The sequence below is a fragment of the Labedella populi genome (assembly GCF_004078655.1).
Classification (GTDB): Bacteria; Actinomycetota; Actinomycetes; order Actinomycetales; family Microbacteriaceae; genus Labedella; species Labedella populi.
In genome coordinates, this window is the sequence record NZ_RZNC01000003.1 from 157877 (window position 1) to 171882 (window position 14006).

The following is a 14006-nucleotide window of genomic DNA, read 5'->3' on the forward strand; positions in this document are numbered from 1 at the left end:
CGCTGAACCTGCTGGCGACGCTGTACCTGCTGGCGACGCTGTACCTGCTGGCGACGCTGTACCTGCTGACGATGTAGAGGGAGAAACCGAATGGCACGGATAGGCGAGAGCGCCGACCTCCTCAAGTGCTCCTTCTGCGGCAAGAGCCAAAAGCAGGTCCAGCAGCTCATCGCGGGCCCCGGTGTGTACATCTGCGACGAGTGCGTCGAACTGTGCAACGAGATCATCGAGGAGCGGCTCGCCGAGGCCGGCGAGGAACCCACCGGCGACTTCGAGCTTCCGAAGCCGAAGGAGATCTTCTCCTTCCTCGAGGAGTACGTCATCGGACAGGTGGCCGCGAAGAAGGCCCTCTCGGTGGCCGTGTACAACCATTACAAGCGCGTGAAGGCGAAGACGGGGCTGACGAGCGCCGACGCTCTCGGTGACGACATCGAGATCGCGAAGAGCAACATCCTTCTCATCGGCCCGACCGGTTGCGGCAAGACCTACCTCGCGCAGACCCTCGCCAAGCGACTCAACGTGCCCTTCGCCGTCGCCGACGCAACGGCACTCACCGAGGCCGGCTACGTGGGAGAAGACGTCGAGAACATCCTCCTCAAGCTCATCCAGGCGGCCGACTACGACGTGAAGCGCGCGGAGACGGGCATCATCTACATCGATGAGGTCGACAAGATCGCTCGCAAGGCCGAGAACCCCTCGATCACGCGCGATGTGTCGGGGGAGGGCGTGCAGCAGGCGCTCCTCAAGATCCTCGAAGGCACGGTCGCTTCCGTCCCGCCGCAAGGCGGCCGCAAGCACCCGCACCAGGAGTTCATCCAGATCGACACGACGAACGTGCTGTTCATCGTGGCCGGTGCGTTCGCCGGTCTTGAGGAGATCATCTCGTCCCGCGCAGGCAAGAAGGGCATCGGTTTCGGCGCCCCGCTGCACTCCAAGCTCGACGAGATCGACCTCTTCACGGAGGTCCTGCCGGAAGACCTCCACAAGTTCGGACTCATCCCTGAGTTCATCGGTCGACTCCCCGTCGTCACCACGGTCACTCCGCTCGATCAGCACGCGCTCATGGAGATCCTCACGGTGCCGCGCAACGCGCTCGTGAAGCAGTACCAGCGCATGTTCCAGCTCGACGGCGTCGAGCTCGACTTCGACCCGGGCGCCCTCGAGGCGATCGCCGATCTCGCCGTGCTCCGCAAGACGGGTGCTCGTGGGCTCCGCGCGATCATGGAAGAGGTCCTCGGGCCGATCATGTTCGAGGTCCCGTCCACGGACGAGGTGGCGCGGGTCGTCGTGACCCGGGAGTCCGTGCTCGAGAACGCGGCACCGACGATCGTCCCGCACGCCCCGCGCCGCCAGGACAAGTCGGCCTGACGCTCGGTCCTTCCGACGGCATCGGGTGCCACTCCTGTCGAGGAGCGGCGCCCAATCTGGCAAGGCCGATTTCACCGGTCGGGGTACAGCGCCGACGCATGCCGCTCAGTCCTCGAGGAGGCCCCGGCGCCTGAGCAGCGGCGTGATGTCCGCGTCGCGACCGCGGAACCGGCGGTAGGACGCGATCGGATCTGCGGATCCGCCGATGCCGAGCACGTACTCGCGGAACCGGTCGCCGTTGGCGCGCGTGAGCCCTCCGTTCTCGCGAAACCACTCGACCGTGTCGGCGTCGAGGACCTCGCTCCAGATGTACGAGTAGTAGCCGGCGTCGTACCCGCCCGAAAATGTGTGGGCGAAGTAGGTACTCGCGTACCGCGGGGGTACGGCGGGGTTGTCGAGCCCCACGGCGGCCAGCGCGCGAGCCTCGAAACCGGCGACGTCGGTGATCTCCTCGTCCGCGTTCACACGGTGCCAGGCCTGGTCGAGGAGAGCTGCAGCGAGATATTCGCTCGTGTTGAACCCCTCGTTGAAGGCGGCCGATGCGTGCAGCCTCTCGACGAGTTCGGCCGGCATCGGCTCGCCTGTCTCCACGTGAACGGCGTACCCGGAGAGGATCTCCGGCCAGAGCATCCACATCTCGTTGACCTGGCTCGGGAACTCGACGAAATCACGGTGGACGTTCGTCCCGGAGAAGCGTGGATAGGTGACCGTGGCGAGCAGACCGTGAAGAGCGTGTCCGAACTCGTGGAACGCGGTCACGACCTCGTCGTAGCTGAGGAGGGTGGGCCGGCCGTCGGCGGGTTTCGGCACGTTGAGGTTGTTCACCACGATGGTCGGGTCGCCGAGCAGGTGGTTCTGGGCGATGAGCGAATTCATCCATGCGCCGCCCCTCTTCGAGTCCCGCGTATAGAGGTCGAGGAGGAACAGTCCACGCGCCGAACCATCCTCGTCGAAGACCTCGAACACGCGCACCTCGGGGTGGTAGGCGACGAGATCGAATCGCTCCTCGAAGGAGAGTCCGTAGAGCTTCGACGCCGCGGTGAAGATGCCGTCGTGGTACACCCGCTCGGCTTCGAAATACGGGCGCATGGCAGCGGTGTCGACGGCGTACCGCTCGTGCCGCAACTTCTCCGTCAGGTGAGCCCAGTCCCAACTCTCGACCGTGCCGTCCGTGGACAGCCGCTCGAGCTCGCGCTGCTCGAGTCGTGCGTTGCGTGCGGCAACAGGGGCGAGCCGCTCGAGCATGTCGGCGACGTTCTGCGGGTTCTTCGCCGTCTGGTCCGCGGTGACGAAGGACGCATGATCCGCGAAGCCGAGGAGGCGTGCGCGCTCGGCGCGAAGTCGTACGATCTCGAGGAGGACGGCCCGGTTGTCGTGGTCGCCGCCGCGTGCGCCGCGCGACCGAGAGGCGGCCATGATGCGCTCACGCAGCGCTCGGTTCGTCAGCGACGCGAGAGTCGGGTGGCCCGTGGGCAGCACGAGCGTGATGACGTAGCGGCCATCGAGGCCGCGTTGCCGAGCGGTCTCGGCAGCGGCGGAGATCTCGCCGGCGCTCAATCCATCCAGCTCAGCAAGGTCGTCGACGACGACGGCGAGATCGTTCGTGTCGGCGAGCAGATTCTTCTCGAACGTCGTCGTGAGGGAGGACAAGCGGGTGTTGTAGTCGGTGAGTCGCGCCTTCTCGGCCGACGAGAGACCTGCTCCGGCCAGGGTGAACTCGGTGTGGTACCGCTCGAGGAGGTGGCGCTCCTCGTCATCGAGTTCGAGATCGTCTCGTCGTTCCCAGAGGGAGCGGATCCGGCGGTAGAGGCGGCCGTCGAGCCGGATCGAATCCTCGTGAGCGGCGAGCAGCGGCGCGACGCGCTCCTCGATCGCATTCGTCACGTCGTTCGAGTCGGCCGAGCTCTTGTTGTAGAAGACGTGGAGGACGCGGGAGAGCAGGACACCGGAACGCTCGAGGGCTTCGAGGGTGTTCTCGAAAGTCGGCTCTTCGCTCAGGGCGATGATCTCGGCGACCTCGGCCTTCTGCTCCGCGACGCCCCGTTCGATCGCCGGCAGGTAGTGCTCGTCCGTGATGAGCTCGAAAGGAGGAAGCTGGTAGGGGAGGCTGCTGGCCTGGAAGAAGGGGTTGTCCGATGTCGACATCCCTCCACATTAGGGCGTCGGTGCGGGCAGTCCGCGAGCGTCACACAGCACTCACCCGGCCGGGCGTCGCAATAGGGTGAGAGCATGACCGCCGCTTCGTCGACACCAGCATCTCCAGCGACACCAGCAAAACCAGTCGCCGAGCGATACACCCACGGTCACCACGCGAGCGTGCTGCGTACGCACTCCTGGCGCACCGTCGAGAACTCCGCAGCATACCTCGTGCCCCACCTCGCTTCGGGCCTCGATGTCCTCGACGTCGGAAGCGGCCCGGGAACGATCACCGTCGACCTCGCCCGCCGCGTCGGCCCCGGCCGAGTCGTGGGCCTCGACTCCGTCCCGGATGTCGTCGCGACGGCGTCGGAGCTCGCGTCGGCCGAGGGCGTCTCGAATGTGGAGTTCGTGACGGGCGACGCCTACGCCCTCGACTTCCCCGACGACTCCTTCGACGTCGTCCACGCACATCAGGTGCTCCAGCACCTGGCCGATCCCGTCGCGGCGCTTCGGGAGATGCGTCGCGTCGCGCGGCCCGGCGGCATCGTCGCCGCTCGCGATGTGGTCTACCTCGGAGCGTCGTGGTTCCCGCTGCTGCCCGGGCTCGACGACTGGATGCGCATCTACCAGGACGTGGCCCGGGCCAACGGCGGCGATCCGAATGCCGGACGCACACTGAAGGCGCTCGCTCGCCGCGCGGGACTCTCCGACGTCGAGAGCACGGCTTCCATCTGGTGCTTCTCCGGTCGGGCCGACCGCGAGTGGTGGGGCGGGGCGTGGGCGGAACGCGCCGTCGCGTCGAGCTTCGCACCGCAGTCCATCGAGTCCGGCGCCGCGACCATGGAGGAGCTGCAGGCCGTCTCAGCCGCGTGGACGGCCTGGGTCGCCGACGACGACGCCTGGTTCTCCATGCCGCACGGCGAGATCATCGCGCGCGTCTGACATCGTCATTGCGACGGCGATCACCAATCGTCGTCGGACTCCGACGCCGGGCTCGACTCGGCCCGACCATCGAGGGTGACGACGGTCCCGTCGTCGAGGGTCGCGAGGGGTCGCCCCTCGAGCCATGTAAGGGTCCAACTGCTGCCGGCGGCGGCGCCGAGCCGTTCCTCCGCCTCCCGCAGCGGAGTATGCAACTCGGCAGGAACGGCAGCGGGGGGCTGCGAGCCGACGGTCCACCGCGTGCCGAGTTTCACGAGGCGCCCGTCGGCGCGGTCTCGTCGGGCTCGTTGTGCTCGCTATGCTCGCTATGCGTACCGTGCGTACGGGGCCCCACCGACATCTCGTAGGTCACCCACGTCGTGCGCGTCGCGAGCCGGTCGTAGACGCGCTGGGCCGTCTCGTTGTCCGCAGCCGTGATCCACGACACACCCGAGTGCCCTTCGGAGCGGGCGAGGTCGCGCAGGAAGGCGAGGATGTCGCTCGCGACACCGCGGCCCCGCGCGGACTCGGCGACGTACAAATCGTCGAGGTAGAGCGCCGTCGTCCCCTCGAGGGGCTGGGCGATGGTCCGCACGTGGGCGAGCGCGATGAGTGAGGGGGTGCCCGCGGCGGCGTCTGCGTCGGGGTCCTCGACGACGAAGGCGCGCAGCCCGTACTCGCCGTTCGTGATCCACTGCCACGTCTGCACGGCGCGCTCGTCCGTGATCGGTGCGTGGTAGAACGTCGCATAATCCTCGTAGAGGGTCAGCCACGGGAAAAAGTCGTCGGCGCGCGCTTGCCGGATCTCGGTCATCGGTCCGTCCTCACGTTCGTCTCTTCAGTGTTCCGTCGGGGCGAGCTCGACCCGGGTCACGGCGAGTTCCGGACCCTCCGAGATCGACAGTTCGGCGATCCGGCCGACCGCCCGGAGGTCGTCGGCGACGGCCTGCAGGAGAGCGACGGATCCGGCCGGCGCGGCGATCGCGGCGAACGACACCGGGGTCTTCTGCGAGGCCTTCGCGTCCGTCTTGGCGCGCCGCACGGATGTGAGCGCGAGGCTCGTGAGGGTCAGAAGCGCGGGGTCGCCGGCCTCGGCCACGGCGAGCTCCTCGACGGTCGGCCACGCAGCGGTGTGGATGGAGGAGTCGTGCCACCAGGACCAGGCCTCTTCCGTCGCGAACGGGATCACGGGAGCGAAGAGGCGTAGGAGGGTGTCGAGGGCGAGGCGGAGGGCGGCGACCGCCGAGGCCTGACCCGGAGTGCCCTCGGCGTACGCGCGCTCCTTGACGAGCTCGAGGTAGTCGTCGCAGAACGTCCAGAAGAAGCTCTCGGTGATCTCCAGTGCTCGTGCATGGTCGTAGGCGGCGAGGGCGGAGCTCGCGTCGGCGACGATACCGCGCAGCGTCGCGAGCATGCTCAGGTCGACGGGCTCGGTGACGGTCGCGCTCTCCGCGGCGGGGAAGGACAGGATGAACTTCGACGCGTTGAGGATCTTGATCGCGAGGCGTCGGCCGATCTTCACCTGCGTGGGGTTCTGCGGATCGAATCCGGCGTCCGTGCCGAGCCGAGCGGATGCGGCCCAGTAACGGACGGCGTCCGAGCCGTGCTGCTCGAGGATTCCGGCGGGCGTCACGACGTTGCCCTTCGACTTCGACATCTTCTTGCGGTCCGGGTCGAGGATCCAGCCCGACAGGCCCGCATGGTCCCACGGCTTGCGGTCGAACTCGAGGGTCGAGCGCAGCATCGTCGAGAACAGCCACGTCCGGATGATGTCCTGACCCTGCGGACGGAGTGAGAACGGGAAGACGGCGTTCCACAACTCGGGGTCGGTGTCCCACTTGCCCGCGAGCTGCGGAGTGAGCGACGACGTGGCCCACGTGTCCATGACGTCGACCTCACCGATGAAACCGCCGGCGATCCCGCGCTGCGACTCGTCGTACCCGGTCGGCGCGTCGCTCGACGGGTCGACGGGCAGGGCGTCGGCGGACGGCACGATGGGGGAGTCGTAGACGACGTCGCCGTTCTCGTCGAGCGGGTACCACAGAGGGATCGGGACGCCGAAGAAGCGTTGGCGCGAGATCAGCCAGTCGCCGCTCAGCCCGTTCACCCAGTTCTCGTAGCGCACGCGCATGAAGTCGGGGTGCCACTCGAGTTCGCGGCCGAATTCGAGGAGCCGCGCCTTGAGCTCCTCGTCCCGCGCGCCGTTGCGGATGTACCACTGGCGGGTCGAGACGATCTCGAGGGGGCGGTCGCCCTTCTCGAAGAACTTCACCGGGTGGGTGATGTTGCGGGGTTCTCCGATGAGGTCACCGGAGGCCGCGAGCTGCTCGATGACCGCTTGCTTGGCGCTGAACACCGTCTTGCCCGCGAGCGCCGTCCACGCCTCGAGAGCGGACTCGCCGACGATCACGGCGGGGGCGTCGGCGATGATGCGACCGTCGCGACCCACGATGGTGCGGTTGGGGAGATCGAGCTCGCGCCACCACACGACATCCGTCACATCACCGAAGGTGCAGACCATCGCGATGCCGGCGCCCTTGTCCGGCTGGGCGAGGTGGTGAGCGAGCACGGGGACCTCGACGCCGAAGACCGGCGTCCTGACGGTCGTTCCGAAGAAGGGCTTGAACCGCTCGTCATCGGGGTGGGCGACGAGTGCGACGCACGCGGGAAGGAGCTCCGGACGCGTCGTCTCGATCTCGATTGTGCCGCCGTCGGGACGGTGGAACGCGATCCGGTGGTACGCGGCGGGCTGGTCCTTGTCTTCGAGTTCCGCCTGGGCGACGGCGGTGCGGAAGGTGACGTCCCAGAGCGTCGGTGCCATCGCCTGGTAGGCCTCGCCGCGCTCGAGGTTCGCGAGGAACGACTTCTGGCTGATGCGAAGCGAGTCCTGATCGATCGTCCGGTAGCTCTGCGTCCAGTCGACGGAGAGGCCGAGCGTGCGCCACAGGGCCTCGAACTGCTTCTCGTCCTCGACGGTGAGGCGTTCGCACAGCTCGATGAAGTTGCGGCGGCTCACGGGCACCTGGTCGGCGGCCTTGATGCTCTTGCCCTCACCGCCGTCGTGTGGCGGCACGAAGTCGGGCACGTAGGGAAGGCTCGGGTCGCAGCGCACGCCGTAGTAGTTCTGCACGCGGCGCTCCGTCGGCAGCCCATTGTCGTCCCAGCCCATCGGGTAGAAGACGGTGTGGCCGAGCATGCGCTGGTAGCGCGCGATGACGTCGGTGTGGGTGTAGCTGAAGACGTGACCGATGTGGAGCGAGCCGGACGCGGTCGGTGGCGGCGTGTCGATCGAGTAGACCGAGTCGTGCCCACGGGTGACGGCGGCGTCACGGTCGAACCGGTACGTCCCGTCCGTCTCCCACGTCGTGCCCCACTTGTCTTCGAGACCTTCGAGTACGGGCTTGTCGGGCAGGGCGTTGCTCATGGGAACTCCGGTTCGATGTAGGCGGCACCGTGTCAACGTGCCTCATGTGGATGCGCCCATCCTACCGGCCGTGCTCACCGGCATGCCTCCTGGCTCCGTGTCAGATCGAGGGGCGCATGGGGACATCGGCGAGCAAGCGCCTCGTGTACTCGTGCTCCGGCGCCGTGAAGACCGTCTCGGTCGGTCCCGTCTCCACGATGCGTCCCTCGTGCATCACGGCGACGCGATCGCTCATGTGGCGGATGACCGAAAGATCGTGCGAGATGAGGACGTAGGACAGGCCACGCTCGCGCTGGAGATCGTCGAGCAGATCGAGCACTCCGGCGGCGACGGTCGCGTCGAGCGCGGAAACGGGTTCGTCGAGGACGAGCACCCGGGGTTCCGCGGCGAGTGCGCGCGCGATCCCGACCCTCTGCCGTTGGCCGCCCGACAGAGTCCGCGGGGAGCGGTCGAGGAGCGCCGGTTCGAGGGCCACGCCGGCGAGCGCCTCAGCGGCGCGCTCCCGGCGCTGTCGCGGGGAGAGCCCGCCGGGCAACGCGTCTGCAATGACGTGTTCGACGGTCCATCGGGGGTCGACCGTGCTCGAGGTGTCCTGCGAGACGAACCCGACGAGGCGTCTCCTCGGCCGACGGGATCTCTCGGGCACTCCCGACCAGGCCTCGCCCTCGAGAAGGACCGCTCCGGCGTCCGGTTCCGTGAGGGCCAGGAGGAGCCGACCGACCGTCGTCTTCCCCGAGCCGGATTCCCCGACCACTCCGAGCGTCTCGCCGGACTGCACATGCACATCGACGCCGTCGACCGCCCGCGTGGCGTGGGAGCCGCGGCCGAACGACTTCTCGAGCCCGGTCGCGGAGAGGACCGGTCGGGCACCGGCGTCCGCAGGCATCTGGGAACTCGAGCCCGCCTGCGCAGGGACTGGCGCACTCTCCGCCTCGCGTGCGAGGAGGGCCGTGTGTCGGGGCACTCCCTCCGGCACCGCGTGGACGAGTTCACGGGTGTAGGGGTGCGCCCCGCCCGCGAGGATCACCGCGGTCGGCCCCTCGTCGATGACTCGGCCGTGCCGCATCACCAGCACGCGATCCGCGAGTGAGGCCACGACCCCGAGATCGTGGCTGATGAGGAGCAGTCCCGTCTCCGCGTCCCGCAAGTCGGCGAGCAGCCGCAGGATGCCGGCCTGGACGGTCATGTCGAGGGCAGTCGTCGGTTCATCGGCGATGAGCAGCCGGGGTTCCGCCGCGATTCCCGAGGCGATGAGGGAACGCTGCCGGAGCCCGCCGGACAACTCGTGGGGATACTGACGAGCGCGCAGTTCGGGACGCGGAACGCCGACGCGCGCGAGGAGATCGACGACGGCGCGCCGACGCGCACGCGCGGAGGTCCGCCGGTGCAAGCGGAGCGGATCGCCTACCTCGGCACCCACTCGGCGGAGCGGGTCCAGCGAGACGAGCGCGTCCTGCGAGATGAGCCCGACGACATCGCCGCGGAGGCGCTGCAGTTCCCGCTCTGCGAGTCGCGAGACGTCGTGCCCCGCGAGTTCGAGTCGACGGGCGTCGACGTGCGACCCGGTCCCCGCGAGTCCGAGGATCGTTCGCGCCGTGACGCTCTTGCCCGAGCCGGATTCGCCGACGATGGCGACGCACTCGCCCGGAGCGATCGAGAACGAGACGTTGCGCACGACGCTCGTCCGGTCGCGACCGGCACCGAACGAGACCGACAGTTCCTCGACGGCGAGCAGGGTCATGAGGGCCTCCCCGACTGTCCCGACTGTCCCGACTGTCCCGAGGGGCCCGACTGTCCCCAACCGGCCGACCGCGCGTCGAGGGAACGGCCGATCGTCGTGGTCGCAAGAGTCGTCGCGAGGATCAGGAGCCCCGGGAAGACCGTGAGCCACCACGCGGTCGTCAGGTACACGCGGGCCGATGCGAGCATCGCGCCCCACTCGGGCGCGGGCGGCTGCGCACCGAGGCCGAGGAAGCTCAACGAGGACGCCCAGACGACCGCTTGCCCGACACCGAGGGTCGCGAGTGCCAGGAGGGGCGAGAGCGCGTTCGGCAGGATCGTCCGCAGCACGATCCGCGCGGGCGAGTGCCCGAGCAGTCGCGCGGACTCGACGTAGCCGGAGGCGCGAACCCTGAGGAGGCTCGTGCGGATGATGCGGGCGTACCCCGGGGCCGTCGACAGGCCCACGGCGACCGTGGCCGCGACCGGCCCCGGTCCGAGCACGAGGATGACGAGGAGCGCCGAGAGGAGTGCGGGGAACGCGAAGAGCACCTCGACGGTCCGGCCCACCACGGCGTCCGCGAATCGGCCGCCGAACACCGCGACGAGGGCGAGGAGGAGAGCCGTCGCGAGACCGATACCCGTCGCCGCCAGCCCGATGAGGAGCGACGATCCCGCGCCGTGCACGATTCTCGTGTAGACGTCGCGTCCGGACTCGTCCGTGCCGAAGGGATGCGCGAGCGAGGGCGGCTGGAAGGAGTCGAGCGGGGCGACGGCCGCGGGGTTCTGCGGTGCGAGGAACCCGGGCGCCACGCTCGCGACGACGAGGCTTACGGCGAAGACCACCGCCACGACCTCGCCGAGGGTCACGCGGCGCCAGCGGCGACCCGGCGTTGGAACCGCGAGGAGGGGATCGACGGCCGGGGACGTTGTGTGCGTCATCGCGTCACGATCCCGATGCGCGGGTCGATGATCCGCGTGAGCGCGTCCGTCACGACGGTGAGGATCACGTAGACGAGCGCCGAGACGAGCACGACCCCGGTCACGACAGGGACGTCGCGGACCGTGACAGCCTGCAGCAGCGAACGGCCGAGGCCGGGTCTCGCGAAGATCGTCTCGACGACGACCGCGCCGCCGATGAGGTAGCCGAACGCCCACGCCGAGAGTCCGAGAGCGGGGAGCGCGGCGTGGCGGAGCGCGTGCCGGAATCGGAGGCCCGTCGCTGTCTCGCCGCGCGCCACTGCCGATGTCGCGAAAGGAGCAGAGAGGGCTTCGTCGAGCGAGCCCCTCATCACGTGGGCGAGGAATCCGGCGATCGGCACCGCGAGAGTGACGACGGGCAGCACGAGCCCTGCGGGAGTCCCCGTCGAGACGGGCGGGAACCATGCCAGCGCTGTGCTGAAGACCGCGATGAGGATCGTCGCGAGCCAGAAGTGGGGCACGGCCGACGCGACGATCTCCACCGTGTCGCCGATGGCCGCGCCTGCGCGCGAACTGCGGGTGTGGGAAAGGGTGAGCGCGAGGGCCATCGCCCAGGCGAGCAGGAGCGCCAGGACGGCGAGAGTCGCCGTGCCGGGCACGGTGTCGGCGAGGATCTGGACGACGGGCTGCCGGAGCGCGTACGAGGTACCGAGGTCGAGCCGGAGGAGAGCGAGCATCGCGATCCCGTACTGCACGATGAGCGGCTGATCGAAGCCGTACCTCTGCCTCACGGCGTCGAGAGCCTCTTCCGATGCCTGGGAGCCGGGCCCACCGAGGGCGGCCTCCGCGGGGTCACCGGGGACGAGTCGAGTGATGAAGAAGACGAGCGTCGCGGACGCCCACAGCACGACGGTCGCGCGCAGGACGGTCCGTGCCGTCCAACGCACGATCGCCTGCGCGCGGGAGCCGCTCACCGGCGTCAGGACAGCCAGGCCGCGGCGAAGCTCGGCGTCGACACCGTGCCGAGCGCTCGTGCGTCGTGCACCGACGTCGAGAGCAGGAAGTGGTTCTGCTGGTCGTAGAGCGGAAGGATGTAGTACCCCTCGAGCACGTCGGCCTGCGCCTCCTCGTAGAGCGCGGCGCGGTCGGCCTCGTCGAGGGTCGCGCTCGCCTCGTCGAGGAGTGCGTCCACCGCGGTGTCGTCCACCTGAGCGTGGTTGGCGAAGTAGCCGCTCGGCGCAGGGACGATGCCGTCGGAGTGGTAGAGGATCCGCAGCACGTCGGGTCCGACCTTCGTGTACGGGGCACTCACGAGGTCGTAGTCGTTGGCGCCGAGTGCCGCGTACCAGCTCGCGAGATCGAGGAGGTCGAGCTGCACGTCGAACCCGGCGTCCTTCGCTCCGGCCTGAAGCTGCTCGAACAGTGAGACCTCTGCTGGAATCGATTGATTCGTGCTCACCGGGAAGGCCAGCGTGAGGCGTTCGCCGTCCTTCGTCCGCACGCCGTCGGAGTCCTTCTCGCTCCAGCCGGCCTCGTCGAGGAGGGTGTTCGCCTCGTCGAGGTCGTAGCCGAAGAGCGAATCATCGGAGTAGGCGGCCGGCTCGACGCTCGCGAGCGGTGAGAAGGAGCGCTCGGCCGTTCCCTGGAAGAGTGAGGACACGGCGTCATCGACGTTGACCGAGCGGATGAATGCCTCGCGCACGGCGACGTCGTCGAAGGGGGCCTTTCCCGAGTTCAGCTCGATGCGGTTCGAGGAGCCGGGGCGCGGGGCGTCCAGTTCGACGAGCGAATCGGAGCCCTCTGCCTGGACGAGGACGTCGGGCTGGACGTTGTCGATGACCTGGACCTCACCGGCCTGGAGTGCGGCGTATCGCGACGCCGAGTCGGGGATGAACCGCCACTCGATGCCGTCGAGGTACGCCGGGCCGTCGTGGAGCGCGTCGGCGGGGGGCGACGAGTAGTCGTCGTTGCGTGTCAGGGTCACGCGATCCTGCTTGGCCCACGAATCGACCACGAACGGGCCGGTGCCGACGGGGCTCTCGCAGTTCTCCTCCATGCCCCGGGCGATCCCTGCCGGCGACTCGATCGCGAGCCACGGCTGCGAGAGCGACTCGAGGAGCGCACTGTCCGGCTCGCTCAGAGTGAAGCGCGCCGTGAGGTCGTCGACGGCCTCGACGGACGCGACCTTCTCGACCGCGAGATATCCCGTCGAGGACTGGGTCGCGGGGTCTTGCAGGTGCTCGACGTTGACCTTGACGGCCTCAGCGTCGAACGGAGTGCCGTCGGTGAATTCAACGCCATCGGCGAGCGTGAATTCCCACGTGAGCGCGTCGTCCGAGACGGTCCAGGACTCGGCGAGCCACGGCACGATCTCGCCCTCGGCGTCGCGAGACACGAGCGACTCGAGGAACTGCGTCGCGAGCAGGGCCTGCGGATAGTTGCCGCCGACGTGCGGATCGAGACACGTGGGCTCGGCGTCACCGCTCGCGTAGACGAGAGTGCCGCCGGTGGTCGGCCCGGTGGCGGTCGGCTCCGAGTCGCCCGCGCACGCGGAGAGCACAAGGGCCGACGCCGCGACGGCGGCGACGGGGATGAGTGAACGACGGGGTCGAGAGCGCACTGTAGTCCTCTTGAAGCGGGGAAGGTCCATCGGTCGAGGGATCAGACTCGGCGACGGGTTAATGTACTGAGTACGGAAATAGCCTAGTACAGCCACGGGGCTGCGGTGCAGAGCGGACCTGGAGCAGGGTGCCCGGCGCACCGACAGGGCAGAATAGCCAGATGGATCCTGAGAGCCCCCGCGTCGGACGGCCGCGCCGTTCCTCGCCGGTCATGCTCGAGGAAGCGGCAGCGGAGCTCTTCCTCGAGCAGGGCTACGATCGCACGACGATCGATCAGATCTCCGCCCGCGCCGGCGTCGCCCGGACGACGTTCTTCAACTACTTCACGACGAAAGGCGACGTGCTCTGGGTCGAGCTCGACGCCGCCATCCCACGTCTTCGGGAGGCGCTCGAGGCCGTCGATCCGGGTTCACGCGCGTTCGACGCCCTCGAGGTGGCGCTCCGCTCGACCGCAGCGGAGGTGCCGGCTGCTCGAGTGCCCTGGGCGGTCGCCCATCGCGCCCTCATGGGGACGGGGCCAGAGCTCGCCTCCTCCGGACTCACCCGCTTCCTCGCGATCGTCGATGTGATCACACGCTTCCTCGCCCGGCGCGAGCCCGCCCTCGAGCCCGACGAGGCGCGCGCCGCCGCGGCCGCGATCGCGGGCGGAGCGATGGCGGGCGCGGGCGCGTGGATCGAGGCGGGCACTGCGCGAGGGCCGCTCGCCGATGCCCTGTCCGCGGGAGTGCGGCCCGTACTCGACGGCTGGTCGACGGCGCTGCGCCGCCGAACAGCAGGAGGGGAACGGGCGCGGTAGACTGGCCGTACGAGCATCGATCCGGCATCACCGGGGAGCTTCCGGAAGAACGGGCCTCATCGCCTCAGTAGAACCGGACGGGGCAGGCCCGTCACAG

General features: G+C 68.9%; 11 protein-coding genes. 3 read left to right on the top strand and 8 right to left on the bottom strand.

All coding sequences use genetic code 11. From position 1 onward, the window contains the following. The first annotated feature begins 90 nt into the window (after window positions 1–90). Window positions 91–1368, top strand: coding sequence for an ATP-dependent Clp protease ATP-binding subunit ClpX (gene clpX, locus ELQ92_RS09285; RefSeq protein ID WP_128498701.1), 1278 nt, complete (start codon window positions 91–93; stop codon window positions 1366–1368). A 105-nt stretch (window positions 1369–1473) separates the two neighbouring features. Here clpX and ELQ92_RS09290 read toward each other — a convergent pair whose 3' ends face one another. After that, on the bottom strand, window positions 1474–3513 hold the full coding sequence (locus ELQ92_RS09290) for a M3 family metallopeptidase (RefSeq protein ID WP_128498702.1): 2040 nt from the start codon (window positions 3511–3513) through the stop codon (window positions 1474–1476). 84 nt (window positions 3514–3597) lie between these two features. On the opposite strand from ELQ92_RS09290, the gene ELQ92_RS09295 reads away from it, so the two are divergent. Then, a complete protein-coding gene (locus tag ELQ92_RS09295; protein WP_128498703.1) occupies window positions 3598–4449 on the top strand; it encodes a methyltransferase domain-containing protein in 852 nt (283 codons plus the stop codon). Window positions 4450–4469: 20 nt separating this feature from the next. Here the strand turns inward: ELQ92_RS09295 and ELQ92_RS09300 are convergent, their stop codons facing one another. The 7 genes from ELQ92_RS09300 to ELQ92_RS09330 all read right to left on the bottom strand — a co-directional run bounded on the left by ELQ92_RS09300 (window position 4470) and on the right by ELQ92_RS09330 (window position 13142). Continuing rightward, window positions 4470–4703, bottom strand: a complete 234-nt coding sequence (locus ELQ92_RS09300; protein ID WP_128498704.1) for a hypothetical protein — start codon at window positions 4701–4703, stop codon at window positions 4470–4472. Further along, window positions 4700–5242, bottom strand: a complete 543-nt coding sequence (locus ELQ92_RS09305; protein WP_128498705.1) for a GNAT family N-acetyltransferase — start codon at window positions 5240–5242, stop codon at window positions 4700–4702. The genes ELQ92_RS09300 and ELQ92_RS09305 overlap by 4 nt, the downstream gene beginning before the upstream one ends. A 24-nt stretch (window positions 5243–5266) precedes the next feature. Beyond that, window positions 5267–7852, bottom strand: coding sequence for a valine--tRNA ligase (valS, locus tag ELQ92_RS09310; RefSeq protein WP_128498706.1), 2586 nt, complete (start codon window positions 7850–7852; stop codon window positions 5267–5269). A gap of 100 nt (window positions 7853–7952) precedes the next feature. After that, the gene (locus ELQ92_RS09315) at window positions 7953–9593 is read right to left on the bottom strand and encodes a dipeptide ABC transporter ATP-binding protein (RefSeq protein WP_128498707.1); all 1641 of its coding nucleotides are present in this window, start codon (window positions 9591–9593) and stop codon (window positions 7953–7955) included. Continuing rightward, window positions 9590–10513, bottom strand: a complete 924-nt coding sequence (locus ELQ92_RS09320) for an ABC transporter permease (RefSeq protein WP_128498708.1) — start codon at window positions 10511–10513, stop codon at window positions 9590–9592. Before ELQ92_RS09320 ends, ELQ92_RS09315 begins: the two co-directional genes overlap by 4 nt. Further along, window positions 10510–11466, bottom strand: coding sequence for an ABC transporter permease (locus ELQ92_RS09325; RefSeq protein ID WP_243694956.1), 957 nt, complete (start codon window positions 11464–11466; stop codon window positions 10510–10512). The genes ELQ92_RS09320 and ELQ92_RS09325 overlap by 4 nt, the downstream gene beginning before the upstream one ends. A 5-nt stretch (window positions 11467–11471) precedes the next feature. Next, window positions 11472–13142: an ABC transporter substrate-binding protein gene (locus ELQ92_RS09330; protein WP_208004301.1), complete on the bottom strand. Its 1671-nt coding sequence runs from the start codon at window positions 13140–13142 to the stop codon at window positions 11472–11474. Between the two features lie 131 nt (window positions 13143–13273). Here ELQ92_RS09330 and ELQ92_RS09335 point away from each other — a divergent pair, with 131 nt between their 5' ends. After that, window positions 13274–13909, top strand: coding sequence for a TetR/AcrR family transcriptional regulator (locus ELQ92_RS09335; protein WP_128498710.1), 636 nt, complete (start codon window positions 13274–13276; stop codon window positions 13907–13909). Window positions 13910–14006: the final 97 nt, after the last annotated feature.